Source organism: Streptomyces sp. NPDC038213 (genome assembly GCF_055600495.1).
On the sequence record NZ_JBVJYM010000003.1, the window covers coordinates 43,401 to 64,628 of the forward strand.

Genomic DNA, 21,228 nt, shown 5'->3' on the forward strand with positions numbered 1-21,228 from the left:
CCGCTCAGGCCGCCGCGCCGCCGTCCGCGGCGGCCAGGGCCGCAGGGAGCGGGGCGTGGTGGAGGGCCGTGAGGCCCGAGACGGCGCGGGTGAGGCAGACGTACAGGCGGCGCAGGCCCGTGCGCTCGTCGGGTTCGCCGTCCACGACGGCGGCCGGTTCGTCCAGGACCACGTAGTCGTACTCCAGGCCCTTCGCCAGGGAGGCCGCGACCAGGGTGAGGCGGGACTCGGCCGTGGTCTCCTCGCCGGGGGCCAGGTACGGCAGCCCGGCCGCGGTCAGGGCCTCCGCCAGCAGCGGCAGGCGGGCGTCGGCGGCGATCAGGCCGACCGAGCCCTCGTGCCGCAGGGCCTCGCGGCAGGCCTCGACCACGGCGGGGACCAGGGCCTGCGGTCCGGTGCCCTCCGGTCCCGCACCGCCGCTCCCCTCCGCTCCGGTCGCTGCCGGGTCCTCCCCGTCGTGCCCGACCCGCCGTACGACCAGTGAGCCGGGGTTCTCGCGGACCGAGGAGACCGGGGCGAGCCCGGGGGAGATCTCCGGGAGCAGCCGGGACGCGTACGCGATGACCTCGCGCGGCACGCGGAAGCCCGCCGTCAGCTCCTCCAGTACCGCCTCCGGCTTGCCCAGGTGCGCGAGGGCCTCGGACCAGCTGCGGGTGGCCCACGGCGTGGTGCCCTGGGCCAGGTCGCCCAGGACGGTCGCCGAGCCGGTCGTGCAGCGGCGGCCGACGGCCCGGTACTGCATGGGGGAGAGGTCCTGGGCCTCGTCGAGGACCACGTGCCCGAGCGAATGGGTGCGCTCGACCAGGTCCGCGGCCTCGTCGATCAGGACCAGGTCGGCCGGGGACCACTTCGCGGACTTCACGCTGCGGAAGGGCCTGGGCCACAGCAGGAGCTTCTGCTCGTCCTCCGTGAGGACCCCCTCCGCGTGTACGGCCAGGAACTCCGCGTCCGCCAGCAGCCGCAGCACCAGCTTCGCCGGGTCCACCACCGGCCACACCTGCTTCACCGCCGCCTTGACGGCCGCGTTGCGCGCCACCTGGTCCTGCACCCGGTCGTCCGGGGCCTCGCCCGCCTGCTCCATCCGTACGAGCACCGCGTGCGCGATCCGCTGCGGCAGCGCGGCCAGGGCCGCCCCGTACCGCATGTCGCGCCCGAGGAGCTCGGTGACGATCTCCTCCAGCTCGTACGCCGGCACCCGCCAGCGCCGCGAGCCGCGGACCACCATCAGCGGCTCGGACGGCATGGTGACGTGCCCGCGCACCGCCCGCCGCAGCACCTCCGCCATCCGCGCGTCGCCCTTGACCACGGCCGTCGCCGCCGGGTCCTCGGCGCGGACCTCCACGCCGGGGCGGGCCACCAGGTCGCCGACCGTGGCCTGCTTGACCTCCAGCTCGCCCAGGGCCGGCAGCACCTGCTCGATGTAGTGGAGGAAGGACCGGTTCGGCCCGATGACCAGGGTGCCGGTACGGGCCAGCCGGTCCCGGTGCGCGTACAGCAGGTAGGCCACCCGGTGCAGGCCCACGGCCGTCTTCCCGGTCCCCGGACCCCCCTGCACGCACACCGAGCCCGACAGCCCGGACCGCACGATCTCGTCCTGCTCCGGCTGGATCGTCGCCACGATGTCCCGCATGGGGCCCACGCGCGGCCGCTCGATCTCCTGCTGGAGCAGCTTGCTCACGCCCGCGGCCTCGGCCGGGTCCGACAGGTGCTCGTCCTCGTACGCCGTCAGCTCCCCGCCCGTGTAGCCGAAGCGGCGGCGCAGCCCGACGTCCTGCGGGTCCTGCTTGGAGGCCCGGTAGAACGGCTGCGAGACCGGCGCCCGCCAGTCGATCACCATCGGGTCGCCCTCGCCGTCGTGCACGTGCCGGCGGCCGATGTAGAACTGCTCGCCCCCGGCGCCCTCCGCCCGGTCCGCGCCCGGCGCGTGCAGGTAGTCGAGGCGGCCGAAGAACAGCGGGGTGTGCGCGAGGTCGGCCAGCGCCTTGATGCGGTCGTCGATCTGGGCCTGGAGCACGATCGCGTTGACCCAGTTCGCCGTCACGTCGCGGATGTCGAGGGACTCGACGTCCTCGCGCATCGCGCGCAGCGCGGACCGGGAGGCCGCCAGGTGCGCGCGCTCGCGGCCGAGCGGGTCGGCGGGGTCTGACGCCCCCGCCGGTCCGGCGGGCTCGGCGGGCGTACGGGCGGTGTCCTGCTGGTGTTCGGGGGCGTGCGCGGGCACGGTGCTGCCTCCAGCTCTCTGGATCAGTCCTCGGGATCGGGCGGTGACGTGAGCCGGCCGGTTTCCGTCCGGGCGGCGGCTCTCCCCGGCGCGGAGGCGGGAGGCGGCAAGAGCGGAGATTGTAGTCAGCGGGCGGGGCGGAGGCGAACGGATTACGGGCCGGGGAACCGGGCCGGGCGCCCGCACCCGTAGGGGTGAACGACCGGAGGTATGAGACCCCGGGTAGCCCTGCGGGGGATGCCGTGCGACGTGAGGAGGACCCCGCGCGCCCCGCGGTTCCGCCCGCGGGCCGATGTGCCGGGGCCGCCGGCGGCGCACCATGGATACATGAGCACCGCAACCTTCACCCCCCTGCAGGGCGCCCGCCCGAGCGGCGCCACCGCCACCTCCGACACCCACCCCCCGCACCGCGTCGGCAGCCTGCTGCGCGCCTTCAAGGTCTTCGCGGCCACCGCCGTCAGCGTGGTCGTGCTCGGCGAGTACGCCGAGGACGCGGGCGTGGTCCGCCGCTGACGGCGGCCGCCACCCGCGCCCCCTGTCCGGTCCGGCCGGTCAGCCGCCGGCCAGCAGCTCGTCGGCGTCCAGGATCCGGTACGCGTACCCCTGCTCGGCCAGGAACCGCTGCCGGTGCGCCGCGAAGTCCTGGTCGATCGTGTCCCGCGCCACCACCGAGTAGAACCGGGCCTCGTGCCCGTCCGCCTTCGGCCGCAGCACCCGGCCCAGCCGCTGCGCCTCCTCCTGGCGGGACCCGAAGGTCCCCGAGACCTGGATGGCCACCGTGGCCTCCGGCAGGTCGATGGAGAAGTTCGCGACCTTCGACACCACCAGCACGCTGATCTCGCCCTCGCGGAAGGCGTCGAACAGCTTCTCCCGCTGCGCGTTGGACGTCTCGCCCTTGATCACCGGGGCGTCCAGGTGCGCACCCAGCTCGTCCAGCTGGTCGATGTACTGGCCGATCACCAGGGTCTGCTCGCCCCGGTGCTTCTTCACCAGCGCCTCGGTCACCTTCCGCTTGCTGGCCGTCGTCGCGCAGAAGCGGTACTTCTCCTCCGTCTCGGCCGTCGCGTAGGCGAGCCGCTCGCTCTCGGTCAGGTTCACCCTGACCTCCACGCAGTCGGCGGGCGCGATGTAGCCCTGCGCCTCGATCTCCTTCCACGGGGCGTCGAACCGCTTCGGGCCGATCAGCGAGAACACGTCCGACTCCCGGCCGTCCTCGCGCACCAGCGTCGCCGTCAGCCCCAGCCGCCGCCGCGCCTGGAGGTCGGCGGTGAACTTGAACACCGGCGCCGGCAGCAGGTGCACCTCGTCGTAGACGACCAGGCCCCAGTCACGGGAGTCGAAGAGCTCCAGGTGCGGGTAGATGCCCTTCCGCTTCGTCGTCAGCACCTGGTACGTGGCGATCGTGACCGGCCGGATCTCCTTGCGCGTACCGCTGTACTCGCCGATCTCGTCCTCGGTCAGCGTGGTCCGCTTCACCAGCTCGTGCTTCCACTGGCGCGCCGACACGGTGTTCGTCACCAGGATCAGCGTGGTCGCCTTCGCCTCGGCCATCGCACCCGCGCCGACCAGGGTCTTCCCGGCGCCGCAGGGCAGCACCACCACACCCGAGCCGCCGTGCCAGAACCCCTCCACGGCCTGCCGCTGGTACGGGCGCAGCGCCCAGCCGTCCTCGGCCAGGTCGATCGGGTGCGCCTCCCCGTCGACGTACCCGGCGAGGTCCTCGGCGGGCCAGCCCAGCTTCAGCAGGGTCTGCTTGATCTGCCCCCGCTCCGAGGGGTGCACCGCGACCGTGTCCGCGTCGATCCGCGCCCCCACCAGCGGGGTGATGCGCTTCGAGCGCAGGATCTCCTCCAGCACCGGCCGGTCGGTGCTGGTCAGCACCAGCCCGTGCACGGGGTGCTTCGACAGGGTCAGCCGCCCGTACCGGGCCATGGTCTCGGCCACGTCCACCAGCAGGGCGTGCGGCACCGGGTAGCGCGAGTACTCCACGAGGGCGTCCACGACCTGCTCGGCGTCGTGCCCGGCCGCGCGCGCGTTCCACAGACCCAGCGGGGTCACCCGGTAGGTGTGGATGTGCTCGGGCGCCCGCTCCAGCTCCGCGAAGGGCGCGATGGCCCGGCGGCAGGCGTCGGCGAGTTCGTGGTCGACTTCGAGGAGCAGCGTCTTGTCACTCTGGACGATGAGCGGACCGTTCACCTGGCGTGCGTCCTTCCCGGGTTTCCGGCAGGGGGGCGGCGGCCGTCCGGGTGCGCACGGCCAAACCTCCAGTGTGCCGTACGGCCCGCGCTGCGGGGCGGGTCAGCGCAGCTGCTTTCGGTACGGGCCCGCCGGGCGGCGTCAGCGCAGGTGGGCGGGCAGGCCCTCGGGGAGCGGGTACGGGCTCTCGCGGGGCAGGAGCGCGCGGGCGGCCGCCGTGTCGCCGGAGCGGACCAGGGCGCGGACCCCGTGCGCCAGCGGGGTGACGTCGCGGATCGAGACCGTCCAGTCGTCGGCGTAGGCGCGGGACAGGGAGCCGGACAGGCCGAGCTGGAGGGAGCGGTGGGGCAGCGGGCGCAGGTGCAGGTCCCGCTCGGGGTCCCACTGGACGCGGGCCTCGCGGCCGGCCAGCCCGTCCTTCCAGGCCTGCTTGTCGGCGTGCACGCGCGGGTCGTGGTGGGAGAGCCAGGACCCGGCGAGGGCCCGCTCGAAGCCCGCGCGGGTGATCTCGACGGCGAGCACGGTCTCCTGGTCGGTCTTCGCGCCCCAGCCGCAGCGGTACATCATCCACAGGAACGAGGGCTTGATCCACGTCATCCGCTCCCGCTTCCACGCGGCCGGGAAGCGGCCGTCGCGGGCGGCGGGCAGGCCCAGGCGCGGGGCGTAGGCCTGGTAGACGGTGACGGTGGTCTCCGTGTGCAGGGCCCTGATCTGGCGGTGCGGCAGGGGCTGTTCGCGGGTCGGCTCGGGCATGGGGAAAGGGTGCGCGCTGCGGGGTGGCCGCTGCCAGCGGTTTTACGGGGCGGGCCGGGGTGCGGTACGGCCCCCGGCCCGGTGGGCGCCGCTACACCTGGTCCTCGGCCAGTTCGGCCACGCCCGTGATCCGGTGGAGCGGGTACGTGCGGACCTCGTCGGCGGTGTGGTCGTAGCCCGTGACGAACCCGCCCTCGACCCTGACCGGGGCGATGACGCGCTGGCTGGCCGCCCCGTCGGCGTTCACGTAGCCGATCCACACCGCCGAGCCCGTCAGGGCCGCCGCCTGCACGGTGGCCAGGGTCTCCGCGGAGCTGGTGCGCGGGAGTTCGCCCGGCGCGAGCGGCGCCGCACCGGGAGCGGAGGCCGCCGGCTCCTTGCGGACGGCGGTCGCCGCGAGGTCTCCGGCGCGGATGGCCCGTACCGCCGCGGACAGCAGGGTGGCGTCCGGGAGCGGCGGGCCGTCCGGGACGGGCACGGGCGGAGTGCGCGGCGGGGTGCGGTGCGCGGCGGCGCGGGCGACGAGCACGTCGCCGGTGGCGGACTCGGCGGCCGGGGCGAAGCCGAGGGACCTCAACCCGTCGAGCAGGGAGGTCGGTTCGGCGGTGGAGGCCAGGACGGTCGGGGCCAGGCGGCGCAGCCCCAGGCCCGCCGACCGCTTGTCGGCGAGGATCTCGCCGAGCACCGAGTCGTCGTCGCAGCGCACGTACGAGGAGGCCGCCCCGACCCGCAGGTGCCCGTGGCGCCGGGCCACGTCGTCCACCAGGTACGCGAGGGGCTGCGGGACCGGCGTACGGCTGTGCGCCGCCAGGAACTCCTTCAGGTCGGCGGCCGTCCGCCCGGCGTCCAGCGCCCGCCGTACGGAGCCGGGGGTGAAGCGGTAGACCGTCGCGCCGCCCTTCGACTCCACGTCGGCCAGCACGGCCAGCGTGTCGGCGAGGTGCCGCTCCAGCGGACCCGGGGCCACGGCCGTCAGGTCGGCCTGGAGCAGGACGTGGTCCACGGGCTCGGGGAGCAGCGGGGCCAGCAGGGCCGCGGCGGCGGGGTGGGGGCGCAGCCCGGGGTGCGGGTGGTGGTGCGGGTCCTGCGGGTGCGGGCCCCCGTCCGGCTGCGCGTCCCCGCCCGGGCGGGCGTCGTGCCCCGCGGGCGGTACGTCGTACAGCGCGCGCCCGTACGAGGACAGCGCGCCGCGCCCGGTGACGCCCAGCAGCTCGGCCTCGTCCAGGGTCCACCGGGCCAGCCGGGCCCGCAGGTCGCCCGCCCCGCGCACCGGCCGCTCCCAGGCCAGCCGGGTCAGCACGGCGTCCGCGTCGGGCGCGCCGCCCTCCGGGAGGGCGGCCAGCAGGCCGAGCACCCGGCGGCGGACCTCGGGGGCCGGCGAGCGGTCCAGGTCCGGGCCGAGGGCGGCCAGGGTGCGGCCCTTGGCGTCCTGTTCGCCGACGAGGGCGGGGGTGCGGGTGGCGGGCAGCCAGGCGGCGGCCAGCACCGACCAGCGCTCGGCCGGGGGCAGCTCCAGCCAGTCGTCGTAGGCGGGCGTGGGCGCGTACCGCTCGTCCGCCTCGCCGTCGCTGGCCAGCAGCCCGGCCGCGTAGGCGAGCTCGATCCAGAAGGCCGTGGTCTGCTCGGTCAGGTCGAGGGCCGCGGCGGTCCGCTTGAGGTCGCGGACGCTCAGCCCGCCCGCGCGCAGGACGAGCGGCCCGGCGTGCTCCCAGGAGGACAGCAGCTCGGCGACCGTGGCGACGGCCGCCAGGGCCTGCCCGGCCGCATTGCCGTCCACAAGCTGTGGACGGTGCTCGCGCGCGGCCGGTACGGGCGGGGCCACCGGCTCGGGCGTGCGGTGGGCGCGCCCGCCGCGCAGGTACAGCGCCACCTCGCGGGGCAGGACGACCGTCCGCGCCGACACCGGCAGCAGCAGCCCGCGGTCGCGCAGCCAGCGCACCGGCGGCGCCGGATCGGCGGTCACCTCCCCGTACGGCGGCCCCCACACCAGCCGACCCAGCAGCACGTGCGCCTCCGCCGGGGCCTCGTCCAGCAGGGCCGCCATCCGGGTCCGGTCGGTGAACAGCGAGGTCAGCGCGGTGACGGCCGACACCGGGTCGTGGGTGGCGGGCAGCCCCGCCGAGGCGACGATCTCCTGCACGCGGCCGGGGGACATCCCGGCGGTGGCCTCGGCGACGGTCGGGCCGAGACCGGTGGGCGAGGGCCGGGAGGCGGCCGGCGCGAGCAGCTCGCGGGCCGTGCGCACCAGCCGCATCCGCTGGTCGTCGCCCCACAGCAGCGCCTGCTCGCGCAGCAGGGCGACGGCGGCGGGCAGGGCGCGGCGGACGGCGGCGGGGGAGGCGGGGTCGGGCGCGTATCCGGGGCCGGGGCCCGTGGAGAAGGCCCATCCCCCTCCCTCCTCCGGCTCGTCGCCCGTCATCAGCGTTTCGAGGACCCCGTACGGGCACGGGTCCGGAGCCACCGCCAGCGCCTCCGCGGTCTGGAGCGCGAACCGGTCGAGGCGTTCGAGGGCGCGCACCACGGAGGCGCGGGTCCCGGCCCGGGTGGCCAGCTGGGTCAGGTCCCCCGGTACGGGCCCCAGCAGATCGGCGCGGGCGCGCAGCAGGCCCGCGAGCGAGGCGTCGTCGCGGGCGCGCAGGGCCTCCGCGAGGGAACGGGGTGCGGCGACGGGCGCCGCGGCGCCGTCGGACACCGCGGCGGCGGTCGGGCTGCTTCCTTCGGACACGTTCGCCTCCTGGTCGATCCGGCCAACGTTAGCCCCTGTCCCCGCGGGGCAGGCGCTAACGTCAGCTCTGGCGGTACGGGAGGGAGCCGGGGCGTGGGAATCGAGAGCGACCAGCTGGTCTACGACTACCTGAGCCGGATCGGTGATCTGGCACAGCGTCAGCAGGTCCCGTCGGGGGACCGCATGAGGCTCGTATCCGGCCTCCGCAACGAGATCGACCGGCAGCGAGCCAAGTACGAGCCGGACACCCCGGCCGCGGTACGCCGCATCCTGGCCCGCATCGGCAGCCCGGAGGAGGTCGTCGCGACGGTGTCCGGCGGTGGCGGTGGCGGTGGCGGTGCCTCCGCTTCCGTGCCGGACCCGCGCCCCGAAGCCCCTGCGGTCGGCTCCGCGGGCGCGCCGGGCGCGCCGGGCTCGCCGGGTTCCTCGGGTTCGCCGGGCGCGGCGGCCTCCCCGGGCGCGGCGGCCGTGCCGCAGCAGCGGGCCGCCCGCTTCTTCCGCAAGAAGCCCGCGTCGGACGGGCCCCCGCCGCCCGCGCCCCCGTCAAGCACGGCTGCCCTGCCGCCGCACCTCGCGGGCGAGGACGAACTCGGCTCGGGCCGAGCGGAACCCGACTGGTGGCGGGTCGAACCCCTGCCCTTCGGCGCCGGCCCGGAGGTGCCCGCCGGGTTCGCGGGCGGCATCGAGATCCCGGCGATGCTGCGCAAGCCGCGGCCGGAGGCCGAGGACGCAGAGAACGCTGATGGCGCCGAAGGCGAGGATGGGGAGCCTGACGCGTCCGGCACCGGGGCCCCTGCCGCCGCCTCCGCCCCTCCACCCCCCGAACCGGTGGGTCGCACCCGGACCGTCGTACGGGCCCTGCGCGAGCGCCGCCGCCAGCTGAAGTCCGTACCGGCCGCGGAGGCGCCCCCTGCCGCCGGACCGGCCGCCGACCGCGGGCCGCGGCCGCACGTCTTCCTGCTGCTGGCCGCGGCGGTGCTGGTCGGCGGTGCGGTCAGCGGGTCCTGGCTGCTGCTCGCGGCGGGCTGGCTGGTCGCGTACGCCTCGCGGGTGCTGGGGCCGACCGAGAAGAAGGTGGTGGTCTTCGGGCTGCCGGGCGCGGTGCTGGGCGGGGCACTGGTGTGGCTGTGGGGGCGTTCGGACGGCAGGTGGGGGGAGGCGTTGGCCGCGGACCGGGCGGACGAGGCGTTCACCGGGCTGTGGCCGTGGGTGGTCCGCGGGGCGGCGGTCGCGTCGGCGCTGTACCTGGCGTGGCGCTCCCGCCGCCCGTGACCCCGGGTCCCGGTGCACGGGTCCGGTTCCCCTACCCGCCCCTTCCCGAAACCGGGGGCAGGCCCCCGGACCCCCGGACCGTGCGCTGCGCGCCCGGTGCGCTCAAACTCCCCCAGACTTCGTCCGGGGGGACCCCCTGCGCGGGCTGGATTTGCGCAGCAAATCCCAGCCTCGCCGGCGTTTGAGGCGCGGGGTCCGGGGCGGAGCCCCGGGATCGGGAAGGGGCGGGGTGGGGGAACCAGCCCCCGCGCAGCGGAGCGTCACCCCGCGTTCCCCCACCCGCCACCCCCGTCCGCAAGAATGGCCGCATGACCCCTGATGCCACCCCGAACCCGAACCCGAGCGCGACCCCGCAGCCGACCCCCGCCCCCTTCACCGTCGGCTTCGACCTCGACATGACGCTCATCGACTCCCGCCCCGGCATCAGGGCCACCTACCTGGAGCTCTCCGCCCGCACCGGCACGTTCATCGACGCCGACCAGGCCGTCACCCGCCTCGGCCCCCCGCTCGACGAGGAACTCGCCTACTGGTTCCCGCAGGAGCAGATCCCCGAGATGGCCGACCGCTACCGGGAGCTCTACCCCTCCCACGCCATCGACCGCACCCCCGCGATGCCGGGGGCCCGCGAGGCCATCGAGGCGGTGCGGGCGGCCGGCGGGCGGGCCATCGTCGTGACCGCCAAGCACGAGCCGAACGCCAAGCTGCACCTCGACCACCTCGGGATGCACCCCGACGCCGTCATCGGCTGGCTCTGGGCCGAGGCCAAGGCGGAGGCCCTCCGCGAGCACGGCGCCTCGGTGTACGTCGGCGACCACGTGGGCGACGTACGCGGGGCCCGCACGGCGGGGGCGGTCTCGGTCGCCGTACCGACCGGCCCCTGCTCGGCGGAGGAGCTGCGCGCGGCCGGCGCCGACGTGGTCCTCGCCGACCTGACGGAACTCCCGGCCTGGCTGGCCGCGTACCGGGAGCACCGCACGGCAGCCGAGCCGACCGCGTCGGTCTGACCGGCCCGGCCTGACCGAGGGCCCAGCCGCCCCAGCCCGCCTAGAGCCCCGTACGAGCCCTGGCGGAGCTAGCGCCCCGTACGGGCCTGGACGGACCGGGCCTCGCGCCGCTGCGCCGCGGCCGACCGCAGCACGCCCGCGCCCGAGATCGCGAAGCCGACGCCCATCAGCATGCACACGGCGTACGCGACCGGCGGGAAGGGATCCGTGCCGAGGAACAGCGGGGCCATCGTCACCAGCGTCGCGACGGCGCCGACGATGAACACGATGCCGCCGGCCCGCACCAGCCCGTCGCCGGGCCGGGCCTCGTCGGAGCCGGCCGCGGCAGCAGAACCGGCGGAAGCGGCGGAAGCAGGAGTACCAGTCACCCGACCAGGGTAGTTCCCTGTCCTGAGCCGCCCGCAGGAAGGACCCGGGGACGTCTTGTCACAGGGCCCTGGAGCATTAGCCTGGGGGCAGGCGGGTCACGCGACCCGCTCTCCTGCTGTCCAGAGCCGTTTTTGCGGCGAAACGGACCCCGACGAGTACAAGGACGAGGAACAGACGTGCCTACCGGCAAGGTCAAGTGGTTCAACAGCGAGAAGGGCTTCGGCTTTCTCTCCCGGGACGACGGCGGCGACGTCTTCGTCCACTCGTCCGTGCTCCCCGCCGGGGTCGACGCACTCAAGCCCGGCCAGCGCGTCGAGTTCGGCGTCGTCGCCGGGCAGCGCGGTGACCAGGCCCTTTCGGTGACCGTGCTGGATCCGACCCCCTCGGTCGCGGCCGCCCAGCGCCGCAAGCCCGACGAGCTCGCCTCGATCGTCCAGGACCTCACCACCCTGCTGGAGAACATCACGCCGATGCTCGAGCGAGGCCGCTACCCCGACAAGGTGCACGGCGCGAAGATCGCCGGCCTGCTGCGGGCCGTGGCCGACCAGCTCGACGTCTGAGCCCCGGACTCCGCACGGGAGCCGTCGGCGCGCTCCGTCACCCGAAGGGGTGGCGGAGCGCTTCCGTTCCCGCACCCCTCACCCCCGCTACGGGAAGGCCGGCCCCCGCTAAGGGAAGGCCAGCGCCTCCGGCCGCACCGCCGGTACGAGCCCCTCCGCCGCGGCCCGCGTCAGCAGCCCCCGCACGGCCGCGTACCCGGGCTCGCCCAGGTTCGCCGTGAACTCGTTCACGTACAGCCCGATGTGCTGGTCGGCCACCGCCGGGTCCAGCTCCTGCGCATGCGCCCGAACGTACGGCCGCGAGGCCTCCGGGTCCTCCCAGGCCATCCGCACCGACGCGCGCGCCGCCTCCGCCAGGGCGTGCAGCCGCTCCGCGCCCAGCGAGCGCTTCGCGATGATCGCGCCGAGGGGGATCGCCAGGCCCGTGGTGTCCTCCCAGTGCGCGCCCATGTCGGCCAGGCAGTGCAGCCCGTAGTCCTGATAGGTGAACCGGGCCTCGTGGATCACCAGCCCGGCGTCCACCCGGCCGTCCCGCACCGCCGGCATGATCTCGTGGAACGGCATCACGACGACCCGGCCCACGCCCTGCTCCAGCACGTCCGCCGCCCACAGCCGGAACAGCAGGTACGCCGTCGACCGCTCGCTCGGCACCGCCACCGTCCTCCCCGCCAGGTCCACGCCCGGCTCCCGGGTCAGCACCAGCGGGCCGCAGCCCCGGCCCAGCGCCCCGCCGCAGGGCAGCAGCGCGTACTCGTCCAGGACCCAGGGCAGTACGGCGTACGAGACCTTCAGCACGTCGTGGTCCGCGGACCCGCGCTCGGCCCAGGCGTTCGTGACGTCGATGTCCGCGAAGGTGACGTCCAGGGCGGGCGCGCCGGGGACCCGGCCGTGCGCCCAGGCGTCGAAGACGAAGGTGTCGTTCGGACAGGGCGAGTACGCGATCCGCAGCGCATCCGCGCCGGTCGCACCCGTCGCACCCGTCGCACCCGTCGTGCCCGTGGTGCTGGTCGCGGCGTCAGTCATGGCGGTTCCCTCCGTCGGGGCGGGCGGACCCGTACGCGGCGGCGGATCCGAGGAGTACGGGCACGAGCCGGCGGAAGCCCTCCGTGAGCGCGGCCAGCGCCTCGCCGATCCGCCAGGCGGACCGGTCGCGCGGACCCACGGCGTTCGACACCGCGCGCACCTCCAGCACCGGCAGCCCGTAGGCGGCGGCCGCCTCGGCCACCCCGAAGCCCTCCATCGCCTCGGCGCCCGCCAGCGGGTGCAGGGCGGCGAGCGCGGCGGCGCGGGCGGCGGTGCCGGTGACCGTGGAGACGGTCAGTACGGGCGCCAGCAGCGCCCCCGAGGCCTCGGCGGCGCGGGCGGCGAGCTCCGCCGGCGGCAGGTGCACGGCACGGCCGAAACCGAGCTGCTCCACGGTCAGGAAGCCGTCCGGGGTCTGCGCGCCCAAGTCGGCGGCGACGATCGCGTCCGCGACGACGAGGGAGCCCACCGGCGCGGCGGGCTGGAAACCGCCCCCGATCCCGGCGGAGACCACCAGCGAGTACGGGGGACCCGACCCGGCGGCGGACAGCGCGAGGGCGGTCGCCGCAGCGGCGGCGGCCGCGGCCGGGCCCACGCCGCCGACGAGCACGTCGACGGCGAGACCGGGCAGGTCGTGGCGGCTGAGGAGGAAGCCGCCGGGGAGCGCGCGCGGCGGCGTGACCGGACCGTCCGGATGAGGGGCCGGGGCCAGACCCGCGGCGACGGAGTCGGCCTCCGCCGCCACTGCGGTCACGACGAGCGCGTGCACGCCCTGGGGACTTCCGCTTACTTCTTGAGCTTGAGGGTGAAGGACCAGACGGCGAGCGGCTTGTTGTCCTTCGACAGCTGGACGAACGCCAGCTTCTTGGACTGCGGCACGTCGCCCTGGCCGCCGGTCGCGAACACGTCGGCACCGGGGAAGCTGCGGTACGTGTTGTCGGAGGGCTCGGTGATCGGCGTGCCGTCGAGCAGCGCCTGCCACTTCGTGCCGTGCTCGACGACCTCCGGCTCCACACCGAGGCGCAGGGTGTCGCCGCGCGCGTACTCGATGCTCTTGGCGGCCTTGAGGCTGCTCAGGCACTCCTGGGCCTTCTCCGCGGGCAGCGAGTCCGTGCCCTTCTCCTTCTGGCAGGCGGCCTCGGAGGACACCGACGAACTGCCGACGGTGACCGTCGCCAGAGGAGTCGGCTTGTCACAGGCGGACAGGAGGAGGAGCCCGGCGGACACGGCTCCGAGGGCCGCGACGCTGCGGCGGCCCCTACCCGAGAAAAGCTGTGCGGTCATGAGCCGAAGGCTATCGGTCGCACCGCCACCACAACGCACGGGGTCTCCGCGCGCCGCCCGGATCGCCCCCGACCCGCCCCCCTGCCCCCGGCCCCGTGCGCTCCGCGCCCGGTGTGCTCAATCGCCGCGCGGGCTGGATTTTGCTGCGGTTCGCTGGAATGTGCCGCTCAGCGACAAATCAAACCTCGCCGGCGTTCGAGGCGCGGGGCGAACTTCAGCCCCGCCGGCGTTTGAGGCGCGGGGTCTGGGGCGGAGCCCCAGTTCGGGAAGGGGCGGGTAGGGGAAAGGCCCCGCGCAGCGGTGGCCGGGCGCGGCCGGAGGCGCGGCCATCCGGGGCCGGGGTCAGGCGACCCGGGGGTGAGGGCTGCTGCCCGGGTGGTGGTGGCGCGGCGAGGCCAGGAAGCCCCGTACCGCCATCGCCGTCCCGGCCGCCACGATCCCGGCGGCCACCCCCATCCCCACCACCCCGTTCAACGGCAGCGAGATCCCGACCGCACCCCCCACCACCCACGCCATCTGCAACAACGTCTCCGACCGCGCGAACGCAGACGTCCGCACCGCCTCCGGCACGTCCCGCTGGATCATCGCGTCCAGCGACAGCTTCGCCAGCGCCTGGCAGAACCCCGCCGTAGCCCCCAGCACCGCCATCAGCGCCGCGCTGAAGAACACCGCCGCCACCACCGCCGCCCCCAGCGTCAGCGACAGCACCGTCGCCACGATCGCCTCCGGCGCCCGCGCCCGCAGCCACGCCCCGACCGCCGTACCGCAGGCGTTCCCGACCCCCGCGCAGACGCCCACCAGCGCCAGGGACACGGCCGCGCTCTGCCCCGCCAGCGGATGCTCCCGCAGCAGGAAGGCCAGGAAGAAGATCAGGAACCCCGACAGCCCCCGCATCGCCGCGTTCGCCCACAGCCCGCACAGCACCGACTTGCTGACGGCCCGCAGCGAGGGCCGCGCCGCCCGCTCCGGCCGTGCGGCCCGTACCGCCCGCGCCGAGGTCACGGCCCGCTGCTCGTGCGTGGACAGCCGGGCCCGCCGCTCCCCCTTCGCGGAGTCCACCTTGTGCGGCAGCCGGAAGGCGAGGAAGGTGCCCGCCACGAACACGGCACAGGCCCCGTACAAGGGCCACTGGGGCCCGATCAGGTGCAGCCCGGCCCCCAGCGGCGCAGCGGCCCCGGTGGCCAGCAGACCGGCCAGCGTGACCCGCGAGTTCGCCTTCACCAGGGGGAACTTCGGCGGCAGCAGCCGGGGTACGACGGCACTGCGCACCACGCCGTACGACTTCGAGGCCACCAGCACCCCGAGCGCCGCCGGGTACAGCTCCAGCCCGCCGGTCGCCACCGCCCCCGACATCAGCACCGCCAGCACGGCCCGCGTCAGCATCGCCGCGGCCATCGCGGCGCGCCGGCCGTGCGGCAGGCGGTCGAGCAGCGGGCCGATGACCGGGGCCAGCAGCGTGAACGGCGCCATCGTGACCGCCAGGTACATCGCCACCCGGCCGCGCGCCTCGTCCGTCGGTACGGAGAAGAAGACGGTGGACGCCAGCGCCACCGTGATCATCACGTCCCCGGCGCCGTTCACCGCGTGCAGCTCGATCAGCTTGCCGAGCCCGGACTCCCCGGCGCCGTGGGCGTGCGTGGCCCGCCGGATCCTGCGGGCGGTACCGGTGACCGGGAGGTGCAGGGCACGCCCGACGGCCCGTCCGGCCCGCCGGGCCCGGCTCGAGCCGTCGTCGGAAGAACGTGCGGCTGCCACCTGGCCATAGTGCCCCACCACACCGCCCCGGACCCGCCCCTCGGACCCGTCGGCGTGGCACGTACGACGGCTCGCGGGCGGTGTGACGGCCCCGGCGGGCCGCCGACAGCCCCCGCTGACGGTCCGCCGGAGGCCGCTGACAGCCCCCGGGCGCCCCTCAGCACGCCCCTCCGACGCCCTTCCAGCCCCCCTCCGCCGCCCCTCCGACGGCCAGCGGGAGGAAATCCGGAATCCTCCGCAGCCCCTCCCGAGGCCCCCTCCCGAGGCCCCCTCCCGGGCCTTCTCCACCCCTTCTCCACCCCTTCGCCGCCCCTTCGCCGCCCCTTCCCCGTCCGCGAATCGGACGTGCAGGTGGGCCCAGGGCTGGGAAGGAGGTAGCGTGCGTAGCGCGCCACCGGCGGTCGTACTTGGACGCGCGCCTCTCCGCGATCCCGCAGAATGGGACGCAAGAGGTGCGCCCGAGACCTGTCGGGTGCGGACGTCGACGCGGCCCCCTGGTCCGCTCCGCCCGCGCCACGTACGGACTCGTACGGACTCGACCGACGGTTGTTACGACGACAGACGGACGGCGCACTCGTGAGACGGCGTAGGAGAGAACGAGACCAGTGAGTGCTGCGACCACGCGAAGCCGTACCCCCGACCGCCTGTGCGCCGAAGCGGTCGACCTCGCCCGCGCGGCGGCCGAGGAAGCCGCGGCGCCGGGCATCGTAGGCGAACACGTCTCCGTCCTCGCGGAGGGTGACCGCGTCGTCACCCACTTCTTCGAGTGCAAGGAGCCCGGCTACCGGGGCTGGCGCTGGGCGGTGACCGTGACGCGCGCCTCCCGCGCGAAGGTCGTCACCCTCGACGAAACGGTGCTCCTGCCCGGCTCCGACGCCCTCCTCGCCCCCGAGTGGGTGCCGTGGAGCGAGCGGCTGCGGCCCGGGGACATGGGCCCCGGCGACCTGCTGCCCACCGACGCCGAGGACCTGCGCCTGGAGCCCGGGTACACCGGCGAGGACGCGCCGCCGCCGAACTCCGTCGTCTCCGAGGAGATGGCCGAACTCGTCGAGTCCGAGGACGCCGAGGTCACCGACCGGATCGTCGTGGCCGAGCGCGGCTCGATCACCTCCGTTGCCGAGGAGCTCGGCATGCGCCGGGCCCGCGTCCTGTCCCGGTACGGGCTGCACACCGCGGCCGACCGCTGGGACGAGTCCTTCGGCGCGAAGACCCCCATGGCCCAGGCCGCCCCGGCCGCCTGCGTCTCGTGCGGGTTCCTCGTCGCGATCGGCGGCTCGCTCGGCCAGGCGTTCGGCGTCTGCGCGAACGAGTTCGGACCCGCCGACGGCCGGCTGGTCTCCCTCTCGTACGGGTGCGGGGGCCACTCCGAGGCCGCCGTCATGCCGAAGCCGCCGCGCCCGGCCCCGCCGGTCCTGGACTCCATGGCCGCGGACGAGTTCCCCCTCCGCCCGTCCCCGGACTCCGGCTCCGTCCCCGCGACGGCCCTCCCGGAATCCGACCTGGGCCACTCCTGACCACCCCGCCGGGCGGGCCGGGCCGTACGCACATCCCGATCCCGCCCGCTCGGCGCCGCGGGGCCCTGGTGGGCCCCTGTCAGCCCACTTGCCACAGCGGTCCTTTGGCCATCCAGCTGTGCCGTGCCCTGAACTCCGCCCAGCGGATCGCAGAGCACGGGGGCGGCCCCGGCCCCGTGCTCTGCCCCGCCTCTCCGCGGCGGCAGCCCGCCTGACGTGCTCCGAGTGCCTCCCAGCGGCTCGCAGGGCACGGCATCGGCCTGCGGCCCTGCCGCTGCGCGGCCGTGGCTGGGCTGCCGTGCTGCGAGTACCGTCCTGCGGATCGCAGAGTCCGGGAGGCGGCTTTGGGGTCTGCGGCGGTGCGGGGGTGGGCGGGCTGCCGTGCTTTGAGTGCCGCCTGGCGGGTCGTGGGGCACAAGACGGCCCGGCTGCCGCCGGGACGGCCGGAGCGCGTAGCGAACTGCCGCGCCCCCAGCCACGGGCGGTCCGCAGGCCGCTTGGCCGGGCGGAGCGCGTAGCGGTCGCTGGCGGCCTATGCCGAGCCGCGGGCGGTCCGGCTGCCGCTGAGTCGGCCGTGGCTGTGTAGCGATCCGTCGCGGCTTGTGTCGGTTGTCTTTCCGCCCGGGGGGCGGGGGTCCGGCGAGCTCCGGGCAGCCTGGCGATTCCGACCGGCTGGGGTCCTGGTCCCCCTGCTGCTTTTTCTCCTGTGGCTGCTGGCAAGTCTGGGACTTGACGTCCCGTGGTGGCCTGTCAAGGGTGGCCCGTAGGGCCATCGCGCAGCGACGCGCAGCGCCCTTGACAGGGTGCCGCGGGACGGCCGCACCCTCAGACATGCGAGCAGACACCGGAGAGCCATCCCGACCCGGGTAAGGGGCGACACGGTGGGCCGGGGGTAGCGGGGGCCGCTGCGCGGTGCTGGTTCCCCTACCCGCCCCTTCCCGAAACTGGGGCTCCGCCCCAGACCCCGCGCCTCAAACGCCGGCGGGGCTGGATAGACGGGGTTGTATAGGGACTCGGCGTGGCCCGACTCCTCACCACAGCACCGGCCGCTGCCAAACTCCGTATGTGCTGATCCCCGTACCCGGGCCCCGCCCCGGGGGTGGTGGGCAAACACCGGTCGGGTGGAGTGCCGGGGCGGGGGAGGAGACCCGGGCCCGGAGCTGGACGACGTACCCCACCCCCACCCCACACCCGCACCCGCACCCGCACCCGCACCCACCCCCACCCCCCGGGGGTTCGAATGGGTACCGCAGGCTGGGGCGCGGTACCTTCGGGCGCGGGGAACGAGCCCTGGGCCAGAGCGGAGACATCAGGTGATTGCGACGGCAGTGCAGGACGGGAGCGGGGCCGATCCGTTTGCCACCGCACGGTTGCGTCGCGGGGTGCTCGATTCCTGGGCCGCCAGCCCGGCCCGGTTCCGTGAGGACGCCAATGCCGAGGAGGACCTCGCGCTCGGCGGCTACCGGGACCGGCTGGTCGTGGAGCTGGCGCAGAACGCCGCGGACGCGGCGGCCCGTGCCGGGGTGCCCGGGCGGCTGCGGCTGACGCTGCGGTCCGGGGTGCTGGCCGTGGCCAATACGGGTGCCCCGCTGGATGCGGCCGGGGTGGAGTCCCTGGCGACGCTGCGGGCCTCCGCGAAGCGGGAGCCGGCGGATACGACGGCTTCGGTGGGCCGGTTCGGGGTGGGGTTCGCGGCGGTGCTGGCCGTCAGTGACGAGCCCGCGGTCCTGGGGCGGCACGGCGGGGTCCGCTGGGCGCTGGCCGAGGCGCGTGAGCTGGCCTCCGAGACGGCCCGGTTCAGCCCGGGCCTCGGGGACGAGCTGCGGCGCCGCGACGGGCACGTGCCGCTGCTGCGGCTGCCGCTGCCCGCGGAGGGCACGGCCCCCGACGGCTACGACACCGTGGTGGTCCTGCCGCTGCGCGACCGGGTGGCCGAGGACCTCGTACAGCGGCTGCTCGCCGGGGTCGACGACGCGCTGCTGCTGACCCTGCCGGGGCTGCGCGAGGTGGTCGTCGACACCCCGGACGGGGAGCGGACGCTGACGCGCCGTGAGGACGGCCCGTACGTGGCCGTGGAGGATTCGGAGCGGGGCGCGGCCCGCTGGCGTACGGTGCGGCGCTCCGGCCCGGTGGATCCTGCGCTGCTGGCGGACCGGCCGGTGGAGGAGCGGCTGCGGCCGCACTGGACGGTGGCGTGGGCCGTCCCCGTGGACGGGCAGGGCGCCCCCGTACGGCCCGCCACCGCCCCCGTCGTGCACGCGCCGACGCCGACCGACGAGCCCCTGGGCATCCCGGCCCTGCTGATCGCCTCCCTGCCGCTGGACACCGCCCGCCGCCACCCGGCGCCCGGGCCGCTGACGGACTTCCTGGTGGATCGGGCGGCCGAGGCGTACGCCGAACTGCTCGGCGCCTGGGACCCGGTGGGCACCGGGCTCGTGGACCTCGTGCCGGGACCGCTCGGCAAGGGCGAGCTGGACGGGGCGCTGCGCGCCGGGATCCTGGCCCTGTTGCCCCGGGTGGCCTTCCTGGCCCCGGCGGCGCCCGCCCCGGAGGGGGAGGAGGCGCCCGAGCGGGCGGCGCTGCGGCCCTTCGAGGCGGAGGTGGTCGAGGGGGCCGGGGCGGAGACGGTCCGGGTGCTGGCGGAGGTGCTGCCGACCCTGCTGCCGGCGGGTCTGGAGCGGCGTACGGAGCTGCGCACGCTCGGGGTGGGGCGGCTGCCGCTGGGTGATGCGATCGAGCGGATCGCGGGGATCGAGCGGACCCCGGAGTGGTGGCACCGGTTGTACGACAGCCTGGCGGGGGTGGATCCGGACCGGCTGTCCGGGCTGCCCGTGCCGCTGGCGGACGGCCGGACGGCGATCGGGCCCCGGCACGTGCTGCTGCCCGGTCCCGAGACCCCGGCCTCGCTGGCGCGGCTGGGGCTGAAGGTGGCGCACCCGGAGGCGGCGCACCCGCTGCTGGAGAAGCTGGGGGCCCTGCCCGCCAGCCCCCGCGCGGTGTTGACGACCCCTCAGGTGCGGGCCGCGGTCGCGGGCTCGCTTGACGCGGGCGAGGTCTGGGACGAGGAGGCCCTCGACCCGGACGAGTTGGCGGAGATCGTGCTCGGGCTGGTCCGGGATGCGGGGCTGGAGCCCGGGGACGAGCCCTGGCTGGCCGCGCTCGCGCTGCCCGACGAGGACGGGGAGCCCGCTCCGGCGGGTGAACTGGTGCTGCCGGGGAGCCCGTTCGCGCAGATCATGCGGGAGGGCGAACTCGCCCTGTGCGAGGGGGAGCTCGCCGGGCGCTGGGGTGAGCAGCCCCTGACGGCCTGCGGGGTGCTCGCCAACTTCCAGCTGGTGCGCGCCACGGACGTGGTCCTCGACCCCGACGAACTGGAGCCGCGGGACGGGGACTTCGCCGAGCCCGACGACGCCGGTCTGCTGGACGCCGTGGACGTGTGGTGCGAGGACGTGCTCGACCAGCTGCCGGAGGGGCCGGTGCCGCCGGTCGCGACGGAGCTCGTCGCCGTACGGGACCTGGACCTCGTGGACGACGGGGCCTGGCCGCAGGCGCTCGCCCTGCTGGCGCAGCCGCCGCTGCGCGACGCCCTGACGCAGCCGGTGCGGGTGCTGCTGCCGGACGGCACCACGCAGACGGTCCGCCCGTACACGGCCTGGTGGCTGCGCGACCATCCGGTGCTCGACGGCCGCCGCCCGGCGGGCCTGCGGGCGGCGGGCGGGGATCCGCTGCTGGAGGGGCTGTACACCTCGGCGGACGCGACGGGCTTCGAGGACGAGCAGGTGCTGCGGGCGCTGGGGGTGCGGACCTCCGTGGCCGCGCTGCTGGACGAGCCGGGCGGGGCGGCGGAGCTGCTGGGTCGGCTCGCGGACCCGGAGCGGGAGGTCACGGGCCGGCAGCTGCACGCGCTGTACGGCTACCTCGCCGACCTCGATCCGGAGCAGGTGACCCTGCCGGACGAGCTGCGGGCCGTCGTGGACGGGGAGGTGCGGGTGGTCGACGCGGCCGATGCGGTGGTCGCGGACGCGCCCGACCTGCTGCCGCTGGCGGCCGGGCTGCCGCTGCTGCCGGTGTCCCCGGTGCGGGCGGCGGAGCTGGCCGAGCTGCTCCAGGTGCGGCGGCTGTCGGAGACGGTTCCGGCGGAGGTGAGCTCGCCGGGGGAGGCGCACGAGGTGCCGGAGCCGGTACGGGTGCTGCTGGGCCCGGCCACCCCCTCCTCGTACGTGGAGCACGAGGAGCTGGTCGCGGGCGGGGTGGAGCTGGACTGGCGGCGGACCCCGGACGGGGTGCTGCACGCGGCCACCCTGGAGGGCGTGGCGGCTGGCCTGGCCTGGGCGGCGGGGCAGTGGCCGCGCCGGTTCGAGGTGGCGGCGCTGCTGGAGGACCCGTCGCGGACGGAGGAGCTGGCGCGCGACCGCTGGTTCGACTGAGCGGGCCCGGCCGGTTCTCCTGAGCGGACGGCGGCGGTTCACCCAATTTTCCCCGGGGGGCGCCACCAGCCCCCCGCCACCCCCCTGCCGGGAAGCTTTTGTTCCCCCCCCCGAAGGAAAAATCC

General features: G+C 75.8%; 15 protein-coding genes. 6 read left to right on the top strand and 9 right to left on the bottom strand.

The genetic code is table 11. From position 1 onward, the window contains the following. Positions 1-4: 4 nt before the first annotated feature. Positions 5-2,221 (bottom strand): HelD family protein, encoded by a 2,217-nt coding sequence (locus ACZ7JZ_RS05545; RefSeq protein WP_470933509.1) that lies wholly within the window; start codon positions 2,219-2,221, stop codon positions 5-7. Positions 2,222-2,548: 327 nt separating this feature from the next. Between ACZ7JZ_RS05545 and ACZ7JZ_RS05550 the strand changes: the two genes are divergently transcribed. Then, positions 2,549-2,734, top strand: coding sequence for a hypothetical protein (locus ACZ7JZ_RS05550; RefSeq protein WP_470933511.1), 186 nt, complete (start codon positions 2,549-2,551; stop codon positions 2,732-2,734). Between the two features lie 39 nt (positions 2,735-2,773). On the opposite strand, the gene ACZ7JZ_RS05555 is transcribed toward ACZ7JZ_RS05550, so the two are convergent. From ACZ7JZ_RS05555 to ACZ7JZ_RS05565, 3 genes are all read right to left on the bottom strand, one after another. Continuing rightward, entirely contained in the window at positions 2,774-4,417 is a 1,644-nt protein-coding gene (locus tag ACZ7JZ_RS05555) for a DNA repair helicase XPB (RefSeq protein WP_470933513.1), read from the bottom strand. 141 nt (positions 4,418-4,558) lie between these two features. Beyond that, positions 4,559-5,170, bottom strand: coding sequence for a DUF4291 domain-containing protein (locus tag ACZ7JZ_RS05560; RefSeq protein ID WP_470933515.1), 612 nt, complete (start codon positions 5,168-5,170; stop codon positions 4,559-4,561). 91 nt (positions 5,171-5,261) lie between these two features. Beyond that, positions 5,262-7,895, bottom strand: a complete 2,634-nt coding sequence (locus tag ACZ7JZ_RS05565; RefSeq protein WP_470933517.1) for a helicase-associated domain-containing protein — start codon at positions 7,893-7,895, stop codon at positions 5,262-5,264. 93 nt (positions 7,896-7,988) lie between these two features. Here ACZ7JZ_RS05565 and ACZ7JZ_RS05570 point away from each other — a divergent pair, with 93 nt between their 5' ends. Both ACZ7JZ_RS05570 and ACZ7JZ_RS05575 read left to right on the top strand, forming a co-directional pair. Further along, complete coding sequence (locus tag ACZ7JZ_RS05570) at positions 7,989-9,167, top strand: hypothetical protein (protein ID WP_470933519.1); 1,179 nt, start codon at positions 7,989-7,991, stop codon at positions 9,165-9,167. Between the two features lie 308 nt (positions 9,168-9,475). Then, a complete protein-coding gene (locus ACZ7JZ_RS05575) occupies positions 9,476-10,171 on the top strand; it encodes an HAD family hydrolase (RefSeq protein ID WP_470933521.1) in 696 nt (231 codons plus the stop codon). Between the two features lie 68 nt (positions 10,172-10,239). Here ACZ7JZ_RS05575 and ACZ7JZ_RS05580 read toward each other — a convergent pair whose 3' ends face one another. Beyond that, complete coding sequence (locus tag ACZ7JZ_RS05580; protein ID WP_470933523.1) at positions 10,240-10,539, bottom strand: hypothetical protein; 300 nt, start codon at positions 10,537-10,539, stop codon at positions 10,240-10,242. Between the two features lie 177 nt (positions 10,540-10,716). Here ACZ7JZ_RS05580 and ACZ7JZ_RS05585 point away from each other — a divergent pair, with 177 nt between their 5' ends. Next, the gene (locus tag ACZ7JZ_RS05585) at positions 10,717-11,100 is read left to right on the top strand and encodes a cold-shock protein (RefSeq protein WP_046507938.1); all 384 of its coding nucleotides are present in this window, start codon (positions 10,717-10,719) and stop codon (positions 11,098-11,100) included. A 108-nt stretch (positions 11,101-11,208) separates the two neighbouring features. Here ACZ7JZ_RS05585 and ACZ7JZ_RS05590 read toward each other — a convergent pair whose 3' ends face one another. From ACZ7JZ_RS05590 to ACZ7JZ_RS05605, 4 genes are all read right to left on the bottom strand, one after another. Further along, complete coding sequence (locus tag ACZ7JZ_RS05590; protein ID WP_470933525.1) at positions 11,209-12,123, bottom strand: 1,4-dihydroxy-6-naphthoate synthase; 915 nt, start codon at positions 12,121-12,123, stop codon at positions 11,209-11,211. Beyond that, on the bottom strand, positions 12,116-12,892 hold the full coding sequence (locus ACZ7JZ_RS05595) for a futalosine hydrolase (protein ID WP_470933527.1): 777 nt from the start codon (positions 12,890-12,892) through the stop codon (positions 12,116-12,118). Before ACZ7JZ_RS05595 ends, ACZ7JZ_RS05590 begins: the two co-directional genes overlap by 8 nt. A 17-nt stretch (positions 12,893-12,909) precedes the next feature. After that, on the bottom strand, positions 12,910-13,407 hold the full coding sequence (locus tag ACZ7JZ_RS05600) for a DUF2771 domain-containing protein (RefSeq protein WP_470933529.1): 498 nt from the start codon (positions 13,405-13,407) through the stop codon (positions 12,910-12,912). A gap of 342 nt (positions 13,408-13,749) precedes the next feature. Then, positions 13,750-15,180: an MFS transporter gene (locus tag ACZ7JZ_RS05605; RefSeq protein WP_470934164.1), complete on the bottom strand. Its 1,431-nt coding sequence runs from the start codon at positions 15,178-15,180 to the stop codon at positions 13,750-13,752. Between the two features lie 587 nt (positions 15,181-15,767). Between ACZ7JZ_RS05605 and ACZ7JZ_RS05610 the strand changes: the two genes are divergently transcribed. Both ACZ7JZ_RS05610 and ACZ7JZ_RS05615 read left to right on the top strand, forming a co-directional pair. Further along, positions 15,768-16,676 carry a DUF3027 domain-containing protein gene (locus ACZ7JZ_RS05610; RefSeq protein ID WP_470933531.1) on the top strand — a complete coding sequence of 303 codons (909 nt, stop codon included), beginning with the start codon at positions 15,768-15,770 and terminating at the stop codon, positions 16,674-16,676. Between the two features lie 1,328 nt (positions 16,677-18,004). Next, positions 18,005-21,103: a sacsin N-terminal ATP-binding-like domain-containing protein gene (locus ACZ7JZ_RS05615; RefSeq protein WP_470934166.1), complete on the top strand. Its 3,099-nt coding sequence runs from the start codon at positions 18,005-18,007 to the stop codon at positions 21,101-21,103. Positions 21,104-21,228: the final 125 nt, after the last annotated feature.